Below are 16,699 nucleotides of genomic sequence, written 5' to 3' on the forward strand. Positions count from 1 at the left end.
CAGTGAGATTCAAAGAGCTTGGCGTCATTCTGTTTGTGATCAGCATCGTCGTGATGATGGTTATTCCGCTGCCGACGGCATTGCTGGATTTGCTGTTGATCATGAACGTTTCCTTATCCCTGACCATCTTGCTCGTCTCCATGAATACGAAAGAAGCGCTGCAATTTTCCATCTTTCCGACCCTGTTGCTTGTGACGACGTTGTTTCGCTTGGCATTGAACGTGTCGACGACGCGGAATATCCTCTCCCATGCGGAAGGCGGACGTGTGATCGAAGCTTTCGGCAACTTTGTGGTGGGAGGAAATCAGGTCGTCGGCTTTGTTGTTTTCCTGATTCTGGTCATCATTCAATTTATTGTGATCACGAAGGGTTCGGAGCGCGTCGCTGAGGTGGCAGCGCGTTTTACGCTCGATGCGATGCCCGGGAAACAGATGAGTATCGATGCCGATCTGAACGCCGGGTTGATCAATGAGGCGGAAGCGCGGGCCCGCCGGCAGAAAATCGAGCGGGAAGCGGACTTTTACGGAGCGATGGATGGTGCCAGCAAATTCGTCAAGGGGGATGCGATCGCCGGCATCATCATCTTCGTGGTGAATATCATCGGCGGGTTCATCATCGGCATGGTGATCCACGACATGAATTTCAAGGATGCGCTGTCCAAGTTCACCACCATGTCGATCGGGGATGCGCTGGTCAGCCAGATTCCGGCGCTGCTGATCTCTACCGCGACGGGGATGATCGTCACCCGGGCAACCTCCGAAGGCGGATTGGGACAGGATATTTCGGAACAGGTGTTCAACAATCCGCGCCTTCTCTATATCGTGGCGGCGGCGATCACCTTGCTGGGGCTTTTGACGCCGATCTCGCTGCTGCCCGTGCTGCCCATTGCGGCCATTATCGCCTACGCCGGATGGAAGATGTCCAAGAACCAAAAGAACAAGATGGAAGAGTCCGCCTATCAGGAGGAAGAGCAGCAGATCGAAGAGGTGCGCAGTCCCGAAAGCGTGGTCAGCCTGCTGCAGGTGGACCCGATCGAATTCGAGTTTGGCTACGGGCTGATCCCGCTCGCGGATGTCAAACAGGGAGGAGACCTGCTTGACCGGGTGATCATGATCCGACGCCAATGTGCGCTGGAGCTAGGCATCGTGGTGCCGGTGATCCGGATCCGGGACAACATTCAGCTGCGCCCCAATGAATATGTCATCAAGATCAAGGGCAACCAGGTAGCCAAAGGGGAGATCATGCTGGATCACTATCTGGCGATGAGCCCGGGCGTTGACGACGAACATGTCGTGGGCATTCCGACGACGGAGCCCGCGTTTGGATTGCCGGCATTGTGGGTAACAGAAGAACAGAAGGAAATTGCCGAGCTTTCCGGTTATACGGTTGTCGACCCGCCATCGGTGGTCGCGACGCATCTTACCGAGATTATCAAACGCCACGCACACGAACTCCTGGGTCGTCAGGAAACGCGCGCGCTTATCGACAATATCCGGGAAACCATGCCGGTGCTTGTGGACGAGCTGATTCCCAACCTGCTGTCGATCGGCGACGTGCAGAAAGTGCTGCAGAAACTGCTCAAGGAAAAAATCTCCATCCGCAACCTCAGCATCATTCTCGAAACGCTGGCCGATCATGCGGTATACACCAAAGATCCGGACGTGCTGACCGAATATGTGCGGCAGGGGTTGTCCAGGCAGATCACGCTGCAGTATACCGAACCCGGGTCCCCGCTGCGCGTGATTACGGCCGGGCCGGGACTGGAAAAGGCCATTTCGGAAAGAATCGAACAGACCGATCACGGCAGCTATCTGGCCATCGACCCGGAAACATCGCAGCGGATCTACGAAAATTTGACCGAGCAGGTTAACCGAATGGTGAGCGCTGGCCAACAGCCGATCATTCTTGCGTCTCCGGCGATCCGGATGTATCTGCGGCAGCTCATGGAAAGAATGATGCCGGATATTCCCGTCATCTCTTACAGCGAATTGGAACCCCATGTTGAAGTTCAAAGTGTAGGGATGGTGAACATCTAGTGAGAGTGAAGCGATACATCGTTGACACGATGCCGGACGCACTGGAGAAGATCAGGCAGGAACTCGGCAAGGATGCGATCATCCTGAATACCAAACCGGTCAAGACAGGCGGTTTCCTGGGGTTGTTCAGCAAACAGCAAATCGAAGTGATCGCGGCGGTTGATCAAAAGGCAACCGATCGAGAGAAGGCGGACGCTGCGATCAAACATGATCGGACTCCGGCGCCGGTAAACGGCCATGTTGCCGCGCAGGCATACAAGAGAACCAGCGGTACAGCCATGGCAGATCGTCCGCTGGCTGCATGGCGGGAGACGGCGGAAGAAACCCGTCCTCAGCATCGACCGGCAGCTCCTGCGGCGACCGCAGCACCGTCCATCCAACCAATCGCAACACCATCCGCCCACCCAACTGCGAAGCCGGGCGAGAAGAAAGCGGCTGCGGAAGATCCGCACGAACTGGCCCGGGAGCTCCGGGACATGCGGGAGATGTTCCGCAAGCTGCTGCTGAAAGGACAGGAGTCCTACCTGCCTGCGCCGGTATTGGCGGTGCGCAACAGGCTGCAGCAGCAGGATGTGGATGACGAACTGATCTCTTCGATCATCTCGGAACTGTTGAAACGGATGGAGGACCCTACCCGGTACTCCGACGAGGACGCACACAAGCTGGCGGCAGTGATCGTGAAGGCCATGCTGACGGAGAAGAGCTCCATGCCGGCGAGGATCGAGCGCTCCGCCAAATACGCTTTCTTCTTCGGGCCGACCGGCGTCGGGAAAACGACCACCATCGCCAAGCTGGCGGCGGAGTGCATGCTGAAGGAAAAACGAAAAGTCGGCTTTATCACGTCGGATACATACCGAATCGCGGCGGTCGAGCAGTTGAAAACCTACGCCAATATCCTGAACGTGCCGCTGGAAGTCGTGTTCTCCCCGAAAGAGATCGAGCAGGCCATGGAGAGGCTGAAACATTGCGACCTCGTCCTGGTCGATACCGCCGGTCGAAACTACCGCAACGACGAGTATGTGGCGGGGATCAAGGAGCTTCTTGCCTACGGGGATGCCAGCGTTCATTATCTGGTGCTCAGCCTGACGGCGAGGTACGCTGACATGAAAGCCATCGCCGCCCATTTTTGCGACATCCCCGATGCCCGGGTCATTTTTACGAAAGCGGATGAGACCCGTGCGTACGGAACGATCTTGAACATCGTGAAGCAGTACGGCCTTTCCCTTTCGTACATCACCACCGGTCAGAATGTGCCGGACGATATAATCCTGGCCACCCCGGAGAAGGTCACCAATATGATTGTAGGAGACGAGACGTATGCATGATCAGGCGGCACGACTCCGAGAGCGTTTGCAGCGTAGCGTCCAGACGCGTCCCACCCGGCTGGTGACGGTGACGAGCGGTAAAGGCGGCGTAGGCAAGTCAAACTTTACGCTCAATTTTGCGCTGGGATTGATGGAAAAGGGACAGAAGGTGGTCATCTTTGATGTTGACCTGGGGCTGGCCAATCTGGATGTCCTGATGGGTATCAGCCCGAAAATGCATCTGCTCCATCTGCTGGAGCCGGACCGCACGATCTGGGATATTCTCGAGAAGGGGCCCAACGGCTTGGAGTTCATTGCCGGGGGTTCCGGCTTTACCCAGATCCTGCAGTTTGACGACCAGAAGCTGGATACCTTGTTCTCCCGGCTGGAACATCTCCAGGGGTACGCGGATACGGTGTTTTTTGATACGGGGGCGGGGATTTCCCATGAATCGCTTCGGTTCATGCTTTCGTCCGATGAGGTGCTGCTGGTCACCACACCCGAACCGACGGCCATTACCGATGCGTATGCCGTCATCAAAATGATTCATTCCAAGAATCCGCATGCACGGATCCGGCTGATCATCAACCGTGTCGGATCCAGGCAGGAAGGAAAAAACACGGCGGACAAGCTCTCTCTGGTTGCCAAGCGTTTTCTCGGGATGGAAATCGGCACGTTGGGATACATTCCCGACGATGCATCGGTATCGAAAGCGGTCAAGCAGCAAAAACCGTTCTTTCTCTCCTATCCGAACTCTCAAGCCGCCAAAGGCATACGCGAGCTCGTCGATGCATATCTGGACAACGCTGCCCGCAATCCGCAAAACGATGGCGGGGGATTGCGGGGTTTCTTGTCAAAGATGAAGAATTTGATTCGCTAGGATTCCACCAGAATCGTTGAAGGGAGCGGCGCAGCATGAGGAAAATTCGGGTTCTGGTCGTGGATGACTCCGCCTTCATGCGGAAAGTGATCTCCGACATACTGAACGGGGATCCAGCCATCGAAGTAATCGATCGAGCAAAAAACGGACTCGAGTGTATCGAAAAAGCAAAAGAACTGAATCCGGACGTCATTACCCTCGATATCGAGATGCCGTTCATGAACGGTTTGGAAGCGCTGGAACAATTGATGCGGGAGAATCCGCTGCCGGTTGTCATGCTGAGCAGCTTGACAAAGGAGGGAGCGGATGCCACCATCCGCGCGCTCGAATTAGGAGCGTTTGATTTTGTCACCAAGCCGTCCGGCCCCATATCGCTGGACATCCACAAGGTGGCTGACGGTATTCGGGAAAAGGTGAAAGAGGCGGCCCAAACGAAAGGCAAGCAGCGAAAATTACAGATGCCGCCCCTGAAAAAGGAGGGAACTCTGCCGCAAAAGCCCATACCGGCTGCGCGTCCGCCATCGACAAGCGGGGGAGCGCAAGCGGTTGGAGGAAAAGAACAAAAGCTTGTTGCGGTGGGAACATCCACCGGCGGACCGAAGGCGCTGCAAACCGTTCTCACGGCGCTTCCGGCAGGGTTCGATGCCCCAATCGTCATTGTCCAGCATATGCCCCCCGGTTTCACCAAATCGCTGGCCCAGCGTCTGGATGCCCTGTGCGCCATCCGCGTGGTTGAAGCGGAAGACGGGCAGCCGATCGAAGCGGGTACGGCTTACATCGCGCCCGGCGGGTATCATCTCGAGGTGCGGCAGGCTGGCGACAGGCTGAAGGTGCATCTCCACCAGGAGGAACCTCGCGGCGGCCATCGCCCATCCGTTGATGTTTTGTTTGAATCGGTCTGTCGATTGACAAACCTTAGAAAATGGGCAATTATCATGACAGGTATGGGAAATGATGGAACTAAGGGCCTGAAAAAAATGAAAGACTGCGATCAAGTGACCAGCATCGTCGAAGATGAATCCAGCTGTGTCGTGTTTGGAATGCCGCGGGCTGCGATCCAGGCGGGGCTCGCGGATCATGTGGTCCCCCTGGAAAAAATAGCGGAAACGCTGGTCAAGCTTGTGAACTGACTGGGAGGTGGAAGTACATGGACATGAATCAATATTTGGACATGTTTATCGAGGAGTCAAAGGAGCATTTGCAAGCGATCAACGACAACCTGTTGTTGTTGGAAAGCCAACCGGAAAACATCCAGATCGTAAACGAGATCTTCCGTTCCGCCCATACCCTGAAAGGAATGGCGGCCACGATGGGGTTTGAGGATATGGCCAGCCTGACCCATGAAACGGAAAATGTTCTTGACTTGATTCGCAACCACAAACTGAAAATCAACAGCGATATCATGGACGTTATTTTCCAAAGCGTCGACCTGATCGAAGGCATGCTGTACAACATCATCGACGGCGGAGACGGTTCCGCCGATGTATCCGCCCCGGTCAGCAAGCTGCGGGCAATCGTGGCCGGCGACCTGTCCGCCATCGTGGAAGAGCAGGCTGCTGTCCAGGAAGCGGCAGGCCCTGCGGCGGCTGCGGAGCAACCGGGCAAGCATTATGATCTCGACGAGTACGCGGTGACCGTCATGCGTCAATCCAAGGACGCCGGCAATCATCTTTTCTGGATCAAGGTCACGCTGCAGGAAAGCTGCCTGTTGAAGGCGGCACGGGCTTACATGGTGTTTGACCAGCTTGAATCGGTCGGGGATATCATCAAATCGACGCCATCCGTGGAAGATTTGGAAAACGAGCGTTTTGACCGTTCCTTTGAGATCGCATATGTGACGATGCAGCCGGCCGACGCGATTCGCACAATGATTGCAAACATTTCCGAAATTCAAGAAGTGATCGTCGAACCGATCGAACTGAAGCAGCATCAGCCCGCCGCCCCGCAGGCAGCGCAGGAAACGGCGGCGGCCGCTCAAACGGCGGAAGCCAAACAGCGGGCGGAGAATACGCCGGTCGGCGGCACCGGCAAGAAAGGATCGGCCGGGAAAACCATCCGCGTCGATATTGACCGTCTGGACATCTTGATGAACCTTTTCAGCGAATTGGTGATCGACCGCGGACGTCTGGAACAGCTTGCGCGGGAGATCGACCGCAGCGATCTGTCGGAAACGGTGGAGCATATGAGCCGGATCAGCGGCGACCTGCAAAACATTATCCTGACCATGCGGATGGTCCCGGTGGAACAGGTGTTCAACCGCTTCCCGCGGATGGTGCGCGATTTGGCGAAAGACTTGAACAAGAAAGTCAATTTGGAGATTTACGGCGCGGAAACCGAACTGGATCGCACCGTAATCGATGAGATCGGCGACCCGCTGGTACATCTGCTGCGCAACTCCATTGACCACGGCATCGAATCCCCGGCCGCCCGCCGGCAGGCTGGCAAACCGGAGGAAGGGACCGTTCAGCTCAAAGCGTACCACAGCGGCAACCATGTCTTCATCGAAGTGAAAGACGACGGCGCCGGCATCAACAAGGAAGGGGTTCTGAAAAAGGCGATCGAACGGGGCCTTGTGACCCCCGCAGCAGCGGAGAACCTGAGCGATAAACAGATTTACGACCTGCTGTTCGCTTCCGGTTTCAGCACGGCGGAAGTGATCACCGATATCTCCGGCCGCGGTGTGGGGCTGGATGTGGTCAAGAACAAAATCGAATCGCTGGGCGGCAGTGTCAGCGTCGATTCCGTGAGAGGACAGGGCACCACGTTCCTGATTCAACTGCCGCTGACGCTCTCCATCATCTCCGCCATGCTTGTCCAGGTGGAAAACGAGAAGTATGCGGTGCCGCTGAGTTCGATCATTGAAACGGCCGTCTTCCGCAAAGAGGAGATCATGCTGGCGCACCGTCAGAAAGTGATCGACTTCCGCGGCCGCGTCGTGCCGCTCGTCTCCCTGAAAAACATTTTCCAGGTGCCGGACAGCGGCAGGGGGAACGACGACGAAGTGGCCGTTGTGATCGTCCGCAAAGGGGAAAAGATGGCCGGTCTGGTGGTGGATTCCTTCATCGGACAGCAGGAGATTGTCTTGAAATCGCTGGGTAAATATCTGGTCAACGTCTTCGCCATTTCCGGCGCCACGATCCTGGGAGACGGACAGGTCGCGCTGATCATCGATTGCAACGCTTTGATTAAATAAGGAGGGCTGCAACATGTTGGAACAAAAAGAGATCGTTGGGGAAGTAAAGGTCATCGTTTTCCGCCTGAAAGATGAAGAGTACGGCGTCGAGGTGAATCAGGTCCGCTCGATTGAGAAGCTGGATCATATCACCCGTGTGCCGCGCACGCCCAAATTCGTCAAGGGGGTAATCAATCTGCGCGGCGTCGTGACGCCGATCATTGACCTGCGCAGCCGGTTCGGCCTGGATGAAGCCGCGTATACCGACGCCACCCGGGTGATCATCGTGGCGGTTGGCGAACTGGAGGTCGGCCTGATCGTGGATGCGGCCAACGATGTGATCGATATTCCGGCCGATGCCATCGAGCCCGCTCCGGAAGTGGTGGGCGGTGTGGAAGCCGCATACCTGCGCGGCGTCGCCAAATTGGAGAAGCGTCTCTTGATCCTCTTGAACCTGGACAAAGTCCTGAACACGGAAGAAATGAAGCAGCTGGATTCGTTTGAGGGAAAACACCATGACTGATTTTAACCGCTTTGGCGATTTTCAGATCGATGTGCTGCGGGAGATCGGCAACATTGGTGCCGCCCATGCCGCGACAGCCTTGTCCCAAATGATCCAGAAAGCCGTGGATATGAAGGTCCCGCAGGTGAAAATCATTGCCTTCGACGAGATCGCCGATTTTGTCGGCGGGGCGGAAGCGATCGTCCTCACCGTGTTTCTCCGTGTCGAAGGCGATTGTCCGGGCAACATGTTTTTCATTGTCGATTTGCCGTCTGCGCGCAATTTGCTCCGCCAATTATTGGGGCTAAGCGAAAGTACCGAAGAGGATGCGCCGCTCTCGGAGATGGAGCTGTCCGCCTTGCAGGAGATCGGAAATATTTTGGCGGGATCCTATCTTTCTTCTCTCGCCGATTTTACCAAGCTAAACATGCAGCCATCCGTCCCGGCGCTTGCCATTGACATGGCGGGGGCGATCCTCTCCTATGGGTTGATCGAACTGGGCAATTCCGGGGATTTTGCGCTTACCATCGATACCGCGTTCTTTGAAGGTCATGAAGAGGTGGAAGGCCACTTTTTCCTGATTCCCGATCCGGATGCGCTGGAAACATTATTTACGGCACTAGGAGTTCCTCTCGATGGAAATTATTAAAATTGGGATGGCTGATTTAGGGATTGCCAAATCTCCGGATCGCTTGCGGACGACTGGCCTGGGGTCATGTGTCGGTGTCGTCCTGTATGATGCAACCAAGAAAATCGCCGGAATGGCCCATGTGATGCTCCCGGATTCGTCGCTCGCCAAGGGCAGTGATTATAATATCGCCAAGTACGCGGACACGGCGATTCCCGAATTGATCAAGGAGATGGTTCACGCAGGTGCTGCCGTCCGCCATCTGGTGGCGAAGATGGCGGGCGGCGCCCAGATGTTTTCTTTCCTCTCCGGACATGATACCATGAGGATAGGGCCGAGAAATGTCGAAGCCTGTAAGGCCGCGCTGCAGCAGGCTGGCATCCCCATCGTGGCAGAAGATACGGGGGGAAACTGCGGACGTACCATTGAGATGGATGCAGAAACCGGACTTTTGCAGATACGCACGGTAAATCAAGGGGTTAAGGAAGTATAACATATGGTTGGGACGAATACCTTCAATCTGGCAGTAGGCCTATTCGCATTTTTGGTGACACTGGTAACGGCACTTTCAGGAAACGTTTTTCTCGTTTCCCTTGAACGTGCCGTATGCGCCTTTCTTTTGTTTTTTCTCCTCGCCTATCTGATTCGTTGGCTGGCAGCCCTCATCACGAGGCAGGCGGCGGAAAAAACGGGGACTCCGCATCAGATTGACCTGGTCACTCCGCATGAATCAACGGGAGAGCCAGCAGAGCGGACGGATGACCCTGCGGAAGGGTTCTCCCCCCTGGTGGCCCCCCGAATCGAACGAACAGATGAACCTACCCATCCGATCAACATTGCCAATACGATCAGGCGGTTTACTGACGACTAAAGGTTGGTGATTGACGCATGACCCGACTCAACCATCAGGAAAAGGCGAAGGAATTTGACAAGTGGATATCCTGGAAGCAGGAAGGCAACAAGGATGCCGAGACCGAGCTGATCATGCGTTTCCTTCCGCTGGTGACAAAGGTTGCCAACCGCCTGGCCATCGGACTGCCGGCCACGGTTGACAAAGAAGATTTAATCAGTTTCGGCCGCTTCGGTCTGCTGGATGCCCTGCAAAAATTTGATCATACGCGCGGCCTGCAGTTTGAGACCTATGCGATGTGGCGCATCCGCGGCGCCATGATTGACGGATTGCGGGAAAACGATTGGATTCCCCGGACGGTGCGTGACAAAGCCAAAAAAATCGAAGAAGCGTACACCCGGCTGGAGCAGGAAAAACTGCGAACGCCGACGGATGCGGAAGTATGTGAATACTTGGGGATGACAGAAAAAGAACTTCAGCAGGTTCTTTACGATACATCACTGGCAGCCATGGTGTCCATTGACGAAGCGGTTGGCGAGGAAGACGAGCAAAAAACGGCTCGCCACTCCTATATTGTCGATGAAATGACGCCCCGTCCCGAGTCGGTTGCGGAAGCCAAAAGCTTGAAAGAAGTACTCAGCAAATGCATAGACAAGCTGCCGGAAAAGGAGCGTTTGGTCGTCTCCTTGTTTTACTTTGAAGAACTGACGTTGTCGGAAATCGCAGACGTGATGAATCTTTCGCCTTCCCGTATTTCCCAGCTCCATTCCAAAGCGATCTTTCGACTGCGTTCCGCATTGACTCGCTGGAAAAGTCAATTGCTATAAGGGTGGAGAAGAGCCATTATAGAAAAAGACCCGTACATGATCGGGAGGGGAAAGAGGATGGAAGGGAATGACATGTACAAACTGGAAGTGAAAATCTCCCAGGACAAACTGACGGCCGAGATTATTCTGCACACGGATGCCAAACAGATCTCCATCGAGGAACAAGAGATACGGGATGCCCTGCAGCGAAACGGTGTTACATACGGCATTATCGAGAGCGCCATACGCCAGCTCTGTGACAATCCGAACCTTTTTGTCAACCAACCCGTGGAGGTGGCGGTTGGCATCCCGCCAATCGATGGCACCGACGCCCGCATCGAATATACCTTTTTGGAAAACATGTCCGACCAGGTAAGACCGAAAGAACTGGAAGACGGCCGCGTCGATTATTATACCGTGACGACCATCGCCAACGTGACGAAGGGACAGCTCCTTGCCCAAAAAATCCCGGCCCAGCCGGGGACACCGGGAATGGCCGTGACAGGGGAACCGATCGCTCCCAGGCAGGGGAAGGAAGTTGTCATCAAACCCGGGAAAAACGTGCTGCTGAATCAGGATCGCACCCTGCTTTATGCGGCGATCGATGGACAAGTCTCCTTTACGGATCATGAAAAAGTAAACGTTTTCCCTGTTTATGAAGTGAAGGGGGATGTTGACTTCGGCGTCGGCAATATTGATTTTGTCGGGACGGTGGTGATCCGGGGCAGTGTCCCGACCGGCTTTCGGATCAAGGCATCCGGTGACATTCGCGTGCTGGGAAGCGTGGAAGGAGCCGAGCTGGAAGCGGGGGGCTCCGTGGAAATCAAGAACGGCATCGTCGCTCAGGACAAGGGGCACGTCATCGCCGGCATGAATGTGATCACCTCGTTTATCCAGAACGGGAATGTAACCGCCGGCAGAGATGTGCTGGTGTCGCAAAGCATCATGTTTTCCCATGTCAGGGCGGGCAGGGACGTGATGTGCAACGGCGCGAAAGGGATCATCATCGGTGGCACGATTCAGGCGGGGGAACGGATCGTGGCCCGGGTGATCGGCAACTCCAACGCCACCCCCACCGCGCTGGAAGTCGGCGTGAAGCCGGAACTGCGCGCAGAAATGGCCGAAATCACCAAGGAGTTGCAAAATATCCATGAAAACCTGCGCAAGACCGATCAGGGGCTGAGCGTGCTTGACCAGATCCTGCAGACAACCGGGGAATTGTCTCAGGAGAAAAAAATCCTGCAGCTGAAGCTGACCAACACCCGTCTGATCCTGGACAAGGAACTGAAGCGGCTGGAGCAACGCAGAAAAGAGGTGGAGGAACAGCTGGCCGGAGAGTCGCCGGCGGTTGTAGACGTATACAGCATGATGTATCCCGGCATCAAGCTGGTGTTTGGCCGCCTGGTTCGCTTTATCAATCAGGAGATGTCCAGAACCCGCTTTATGGTGCTGGACGGTGAGATCAGAACAGCCACACTTCTCTAAATAAGGGAGCGATTTGGCCATGAGCCTGAAAAATGTCGAACTGCAGGTCGCATTGCCTCGAACCCAGGAAGTCGGACGGATTCAAGAACAGCAGCAGCACAGACAGATGCATGAGCATCAGTACGGGATCGATGCGCGCAATCAGCAGGACCGCCAGATGCAGCAGCGGACGACCAACATCAGCGAAACGGACAAGGGACAGATCAAGGACAAGCAGGAGAAGGAGAAAAAACGGAACCGGCGTGCGGCCGGGGAGCACAAACAGGCAGCGGAAGGCAAGGCGCAGGGAGACAAGGGCAGCATCCCCGATCCGATTCGCGGACGTCATATTGACATTTCATTGTGATGAGAAAAGGTGAAACATATGGACCAACCAATCTACCTGCTCCTCGGGGCAGGCGTGCTCATCCTCGCCATCGCCTTGTTCATGAAGAAGGAGAAGGGTGAACAGGGGAACCTCCAGCAGGCGATGATGAGCCAGCCGATGGAGCGGGCCGAGATGGAGAAGGCGCTGCAGCGCTTCGTCAAACAGGTGAAAGAAGAGAACGAAAAGCTTGCAGGCGTGATGCGCCTATCCAAGCAGTCTCTCCAACAGCAGATCGCCCGCCTGGAAGAGAGGGTTCAGGCGGCCGAACAAAAGCTTGCCGCCATGCCTGGCTTTTCGCCGTCCGGAGGGAACGCGGGGGAAGAGGCGGCAGCAGCAGAGGAAGAAGATGTGCTGGCGCTGCATGAGCGATACAGGCGTGTCTTTGAATTGAAGCAGGAAGGGCTGCATATCGAAGAAATCGCGAAACGACTGGGGGCGGGGCGCGGGGAGATCGAACTGATCCTGTCGCTGGCGGCCCCCCATGAGAGAGGTTCAACCCATGGATAAGCGCAGTCTATTGTTCGGATTCGGAGCGGGTGTGGCGTTTGCTGCCGGTTTTATGCTGGTCTTTCCCGCTCAGGGGCCGACAGCCTTCTCCTTGACCAAAGAGCAGCTGCAGGCCGCAGCGGAAGCAAATCAGATGGTGCTCGTACCCAAACAGGAGTATGAAAAATGGCAGCAGCATAAGCAGAGCGAGGCGCCGGTAACGCCGCCGTCCGCCCCCGGGCAGCCGACAGCCCCCGCTGTGCAGCTACCCTCAGCCGCAGAGCCGTCGCAGCCGCAGGCGCCGGCCGCTCCGCAACCGCAAAAACCCGCCGGACAGGCACCCGCGACCCATTCTCAGCCGCTAAAGCCCACAGGCCAGCCCCCCACAGCGCCGTCCGCACCCAAGCCGACGGTCAGCTTTACCGTCAAGCCGGGGATGACAAGCACAGATGTGGCTCGCGGTCTGGTGCAGGCTGGCGTGCTGCCGCCGGACAGCCCCTTTGTGGAGAAGCTGCGCGAACAGAAGAAGCTGAACCGGATCCGCAGCGGAATCTACACGATTCCCAAAGGCATCCCGGTGGATGAGCTGATCCGCCTGCTGACGACACCGCCCAAAAGCTGATGGGGCGGTTTTTTGCTGGCAGCAAGGAACGTGCAAGCGAGAAAGATGGCCCCAACCGACACCGGCAAGGGCCCCCACTCGGCAAAGCGTCGGCTGCCGCCGGTTGGGTGGAGTGCCAGCTTCCGTCAGCGGGTGATTATTCGGGGGCCCCCGCCGACATCGGCGTAAGCTTAAGTCGGCTGGGTAAATATTATTGGTTTCTTGCATTTGCGAATCCTGTGTGTTATATTTTTCTTCGGTGTTGAATTCGCACGCCGACCAATTCCGGCAACGGTGCTGCTTCCAGCAGTCTTGTCGGGAGATGCGGGCGGCGGAGGTAGGCACAAAAAAACCATGCTGAAGGAGGTGTGAAATTATGGCGGTAATCTCCATGAAACAGCTGCTCGAGGCTGGTGTTCATTTCGGTCACCAAACTCGCCGCTGGAATCCGAAAATGGCCCGCTATATTTTCACCGAACGTAACGGTATCTACATCATCGACCTGCAAAAGACGGTCAAAAAAGTGGAAGAAGCGTACAACTTCGTGCGCGATCTCGCTGCGGCAGGCGGCAAAATGCTGTTTGTCGGCACCAAGAAACAGGCGCAGGAATCCGTAAAGGAAGAAGCGGAGCGCACTGGCCACTACTACATCAACCAGCGCTGGCTGGGCGGTACGCTGACCAACTTCGCTACCATCAAAAAGCGTACGGCACGCCTCGCTGAACTGAAGCGTATGGAAGAGGACGGTACCTTCTCCGTACTGCCGAAAAAAGAAGTGATCAACCTGCGCAAAGAGATGGAGCGCCTGGAGAAATTCCTGGGCGGTATCGCGAACATGGATAAATTGCCGGACGCCCTGTTTGTGATCGACCCGCGCAAAGAGCGCATCGCGGTTGCAGAAGCGCGCAAGCTGGGCATCCCGATCGTGGCGATCGTGGACACCAACTGCGATCCGGATGAAGTGGACTACGTCATCCCGGGGAACGACGATGCAATCCGTGCCGTCAAATTGCTGACCAGCAAGATGGCGGACGCTCTCCTGGAAGGCAGCCAAGGCGGCGAACAAACGACGACGACTGCGTAAGTTCGGTTCTGAGGGTGGACTGAGGGTTTCAGAACCCCGTCCACTCTTTTTTAAGGGCCCCGCCCGGCGCAGCGGCAGCGATGCCGGGTGGGTTTCTTCACAAGCCGGACCGTTGGCAATATAGACCGAACCATCCAAAATTCAGATGATCAAGGAGGGCCATTCGATGGCAATCAGTGCACAAGCCGTAAAAGAACTGCGTGAAAGAACCGGTGCCGGTATGATGGATTGCAAAAAGGCACTGGAAGAAACCAACGGCGACATGGAAAAAGCGATTGACCTTCTGCGCGAACGTGGTATCGCCAAAGCGGCGAAGAAGGCCGGACGCATTGCGGCAGAAGGACTGACCTCTCTGGCGATCCAAGGCAACATCGCGTCGATCGTCGAAGTAAACTGCGAAACCGACTTCGTGGCGAAGAATCCGGAGTTCCAGGCACTGGTGAAAGACATCGCGGAGCATGTGGTGAGCCAACGCCCTGCCACCCTGGAAGAAGCGCTCCAGCAGCCGTTCAAGGGTGCGGGTGAAACCCTCTCCCACGTGATCAGCGAAAAGATTGCCACCATCGGGGAAAACATTTCGCTCCGCCGTTTCGCCGTATTGGAGAAATCCGACAATGGCGTGTTCGGCGCTTATCTGCACATGGGCGGAAAAATCGGCGTGCTCGTGGTGCTGGAAGGAACCAAGGACGAGAGCCTGGCGAAAGACCTGGGCATGCATGCCGCAGCGTCCAACCCGCGTTTCATCGATCGCAGCGAAGTGTCCGCCGAAGAGATCGAGCGTGAACGGGAAGTATTGAAAAACCAAGCGCTGGCGGAAGGCAAACCGGCCAACATCGTGGAGAAGATGGTGGAAGGCCGCCTCGGCAAATACTACGAAGAGTACTGCTTCGTTGAACAACCGTTCGTCAAGGATCCGGACAAGAAAGTGGCTGCCCTGCTGAAAGATGCCGGCGCAACGCTGAAAGCGTTCGTTCGTTTCCAAGTGGGCGAAGGCATCGAAAAGAAACAGGAAGATTTTGCCGCGGAAGTCATGGCGCAAGTGAATAAGCAATAACGAACAATAGGGAACACCGGCGTGTTCCCTATTTTTAAAAAAAGAGAGAAGATAGATAGATGAATGGAGGCGCTCGAAAATGCCACTTCCTGCCTATAAACGAGTTGTGTTAAAGTTAAGTGGAGAAGCGCTGGCCGGGGATATCGGGTACGGAATCGACCCGAAAGTGATCTTTTCCATCGCCAATCAGATCAAGGAAATCGTCGAGCTGGGCGTGCAGGTAGCGGTTGTCGTCGGCGGGGGGAACATTTGGCGCGGGCTGTCCGGCAGTTCGAAGGGAATGGATCGGGCAACTGCGGATTACATGGGCATGCTGGCCACGATCATGAACTCGCTCGCTCTGCAGGATGGACTCGAAAAGGTGAACGTTCCCACGCGCGTCCAGACGTCCATCGAGATGCGCCAGGTGGCTGAACCATACATACGCAGAAGAGCAATCCGTCATCTGGAGAAAAACCGGGTGGTCATTTTTGCGGCCGGTACGGGGAATCCGTATTTCTCCACGGATACGACGGCTGCCCTGCGTGCGGCCGAGATCGAGGCGGAAGTCATCTTGATGGCCAAAAACAAGGTGGATGGCGTTTACTCGGCTGACCCGACGCTTGATCCGCACGCGAAAAAATACGACGAACTCACATTCCTGGAAGTGCTGAACAAAGGCTTGGGTGTCATGGATTCGACCGCTTCCAGCCTCTGTATGGACAATCATATACCGCTGATCGTCTTTAACATTTCCGAAGAAGGCAACATTCGCCGTGCCATCATGGGTGAAAAAATCGGAACGCTTGTAAAGGGGGAATAACGCATGCCGCAAACCGTGTTGAAAGATATGGAAGAACGCATGGCAAAAGCGATCGCAACCTTGAAAAAAGATCTGGCAACGCTCCGTGCCGGCCGCGCCAACCCGGCCATGCTGGATAAAGTGGTGGTGGATTACTACGGAACCCCGACGCCGGTCAGCCAGCTGGCAAACATCAACGCGCCGGAACCCCGCCTGCTGCAAATCCAGCCGTGGGACAAATCGGCGCTGAAGGAGATCGAACGCGCCATCCAGCAATCCGACCTCGGATTGACGCCAAGCAACGATGGCAGCATCATTCGGATTGTGATTCCTCCGCTTACCGAAGAGCGCCGCAAGGAATTGGTAAAAGTGGCAGGCAAGAGCGGGGAAGAGGCGAAAGTGGCGATCCGCAACATCAGACGGGATGCCAACGATGAGATCAAGAAACTGGAAAAAGCGGGCTCCATTTCGGAAGACGAGTCCCGCCGCTACCAGGAAACGATCCAAAAGACGACGGACAAGTATATTGCCGACGTTGACAAGATTGTGAAAGAGAAAGAAAAAGATATCCTTGAAGTGTAACAACGGATGGACACGGTGCTTGGAATCCCCCTCGGCTGAGGGGGTATTATGTCTATATCTCGCTTTCTGGGGGAAAGCTTT

Annotated in this window: 18 protein-coding genes; all 18 read left to right on the forward strand. The window is 55.7% G+C overall.

Annotated features, from left to right (window positions below; translation table 11 throughout):
• The first annotated feature begins 53 nt into the window (after window positions 1-53).
• Window positions 54-2,036 (forward strand): flagellar biosynthesis protein FlhA, encoded by a 1,983-nt coding sequence (flhA, locus tag G3578_RS02410; protein ID WP_241254430.1) that lies wholly within the window; start codon window positions 54-56, stop codon window positions 2,034-2,036.
• A complete protein-coding gene (flhF, locus tag G3578_RS02415) occupies window positions 2,036-3,361 on the forward strand; it encodes a flagellar biosynthesis GTPase FlhF (RefSeq protein WP_165208233.1) in 1,326 nt (441 codons plus the stop codon). The genes flhA and flhF overlap by 1 nt, the downstream gene beginning before the upstream one ends.
• Entirely contained in the window at window positions 3,354-4,220 is an 867-nt protein-coding gene (locus G3578_RS02420) for a MinD/ParA family protein (RefSeq protein WP_165208235.1), read from the forward strand. Before flhF ends, G3578_RS02420 begins: the two co-directional genes overlap by 8 nt.
• 35 nt (window positions 4,221-4,255) lie before the next feature.
• Window positions 4,256-5,350 (forward strand): protein-glutamate methylesterase/protein-glutamine glutaminase, encoded by a 1,095-nt coding sequence (locus tag G3578_RS02425; RefSeq protein ID WP_165208237.1) that lies wholly within the window; start codon window positions 4,256-4,258, stop codon window positions 5,348-5,350.
• 17 nt (window positions 5,351-5,367) lie between these two features.
• On the forward strand, window positions 5,368-7,413 hold the full coding sequence (locus G3578_RS02430; RefSeq protein WP_165208239.1) for a chemotaxis protein CheA: 2,046 nt from the start codon (window positions 5,368-5,370) through the stop codon (window positions 7,411-7,413).
• Window positions 7,414-7,426: 13 nt separating this feature from the next.
• A complete protein-coding gene (locus tag G3578_RS02435; protein WP_165208241.1) occupies window positions 7,427-7,915 on the forward strand; it encodes a chemotaxis protein CheW in 489 nt (162 codons plus the stop codon).
• On the forward strand, window positions 7,908-8,543 hold the full coding sequence (locus tag G3578_RS02440) for a chemotaxis protein CheC (RefSeq protein WP_165208243.1): 636 nt from the start codon (window positions 7,908-7,910) through the stop codon (window positions 8,541-8,543). Before G3578_RS02435 ends, G3578_RS02440 begins: the two co-directional genes overlap by 8 nt.
• Window positions 8,530-9,015 (forward strand): chemotaxis protein CheD, encoded by a 486-nt coding sequence (locus G3578_RS02445; protein ID WP_165208245.1) that lies wholly within the window; start codon window positions 8,530-8,532, stop codon window positions 9,013-9,015. The genes G3578_RS02440 and G3578_RS02445 overlap by 14 nt, the downstream gene beginning before the upstream one ends.
• A 3-nt stretch (window positions 9,016-9,018) precedes the next feature.
• Window positions 9,019-9,393 (forward strand): hypothetical protein, encoded by a 375-nt coding sequence (locus tag G3578_RS02450; protein ID WP_165208247.1) that lies wholly within the window; start codon window positions 9,019-9,021, stop codon window positions 9,391-9,393.
• A gap of 17 nt (window positions 9,394-9,410) precedes the next feature.
• Window positions 9,411-10,199 (forward strand): FliA/WhiG family RNA polymerase sigma factor, encoded by a 789-nt coding sequence (locus G3578_RS02455; protein WP_165208249.1) that lies wholly within the window; start codon window positions 9,411-9,413, stop codon window positions 10,197-10,199.
• A gap of 57 nt (window positions 10,200-10,256) precedes the next feature.
• Window positions 10,257-11,663 carry a DUF342 domain-containing protein gene (locus tag G3578_RS02460; protein WP_165208251.1) on the forward strand — a complete coding sequence of 469 codons (1,407 nt, stop codon included), beginning with the start codon at window positions 10,257-10,259 and terminating at the stop codon, window positions 11,661-11,663.
• Window positions 11,664-11,682: 19 nt separating this feature from the next.
• Window positions 11,683-12,009, forward strand: coding sequence for a hypothetical protein (locus G3578_RS02465; protein ID WP_165208253.1), 327 nt, complete (start codon window positions 11,683-11,685; stop codon window positions 12,007-12,009).
• Between the two features lie 18 nt (window positions 12,010-12,027).
• The gene (locus tag G3578_RS02470; RefSeq protein WP_165208255.1) at window positions 12,028-12,537 is read left to right on the forward strand and encodes a DUF6115 domain-containing protein; all 510 of its coding nucleotides are present in this window, start codon (window positions 12,028-12,030) and stop codon (window positions 12,535-12,537) included.
• Window positions 12,530-13,138: a hypothetical protein gene (locus G3578_RS02475; RefSeq protein ID WP_165208257.1), complete on the forward strand. Its 609-nt coding sequence runs from the start codon at window positions 12,530-12,532 to the stop codon at window positions 13,136-13,138. The genes G3578_RS02470 and G3578_RS02475 overlap by 8 nt, the downstream gene beginning before the upstream one ends.
• Before the next feature lie 355 nt (window positions 13,139-13,493).
• Entirely contained in the window at window positions 13,494-14,201 is a 708-nt protein-coding gene (gene rpsB, locus G3578_RS02480; RefSeq protein ID WP_165208259.1) for a 30S ribosomal protein S2, read from the forward strand.
• 166 nt (window positions 14,202-14,367) lie between these two features.
• On the forward strand, window positions 14,368-15,255 hold the full coding sequence (gene tsf, locus G3578_RS02485; RefSeq protein WP_165208261.1) for a translation elongation factor Ts: 888 nt from the start codon (window positions 14,368-14,370) through the stop codon (window positions 15,253-15,255).
• 79 nt (window positions 15,256-15,334) lie between these two features.
• Complete coding sequence (gene pyrH / locus G3578_RS02490) at window positions 15,335-16,057, forward strand: UMP kinase (RefSeq protein WP_165208263.1); 723 nt, start codon at window positions 15,335-15,337, stop codon at window positions 16,055-16,057.
• Between the two features lie 3 nt (window positions 16,058-16,060).
• Window positions 16,061-16,618 (forward strand): ribosome recycling factor, encoded by a 558-nt coding sequence (gene frr, locus G3578_RS02495; RefSeq protein ID WP_165208265.1) that lies wholly within the window; start codon window positions 16,061-16,063, stop codon window positions 16,616-16,618.
• Window positions 16,619-16,699 lie beyond the last annotated feature (81 nt).

This window comes from Brevibacillus sp. SYP-B805 (assembly GCF_011059135.1).
In the GTDB taxonomy this organism is placed as follows: Bacteria; Bacillota; Bacilli; order Brevibacillales; family Brevibacillaceae; genus Brevibacillus_F.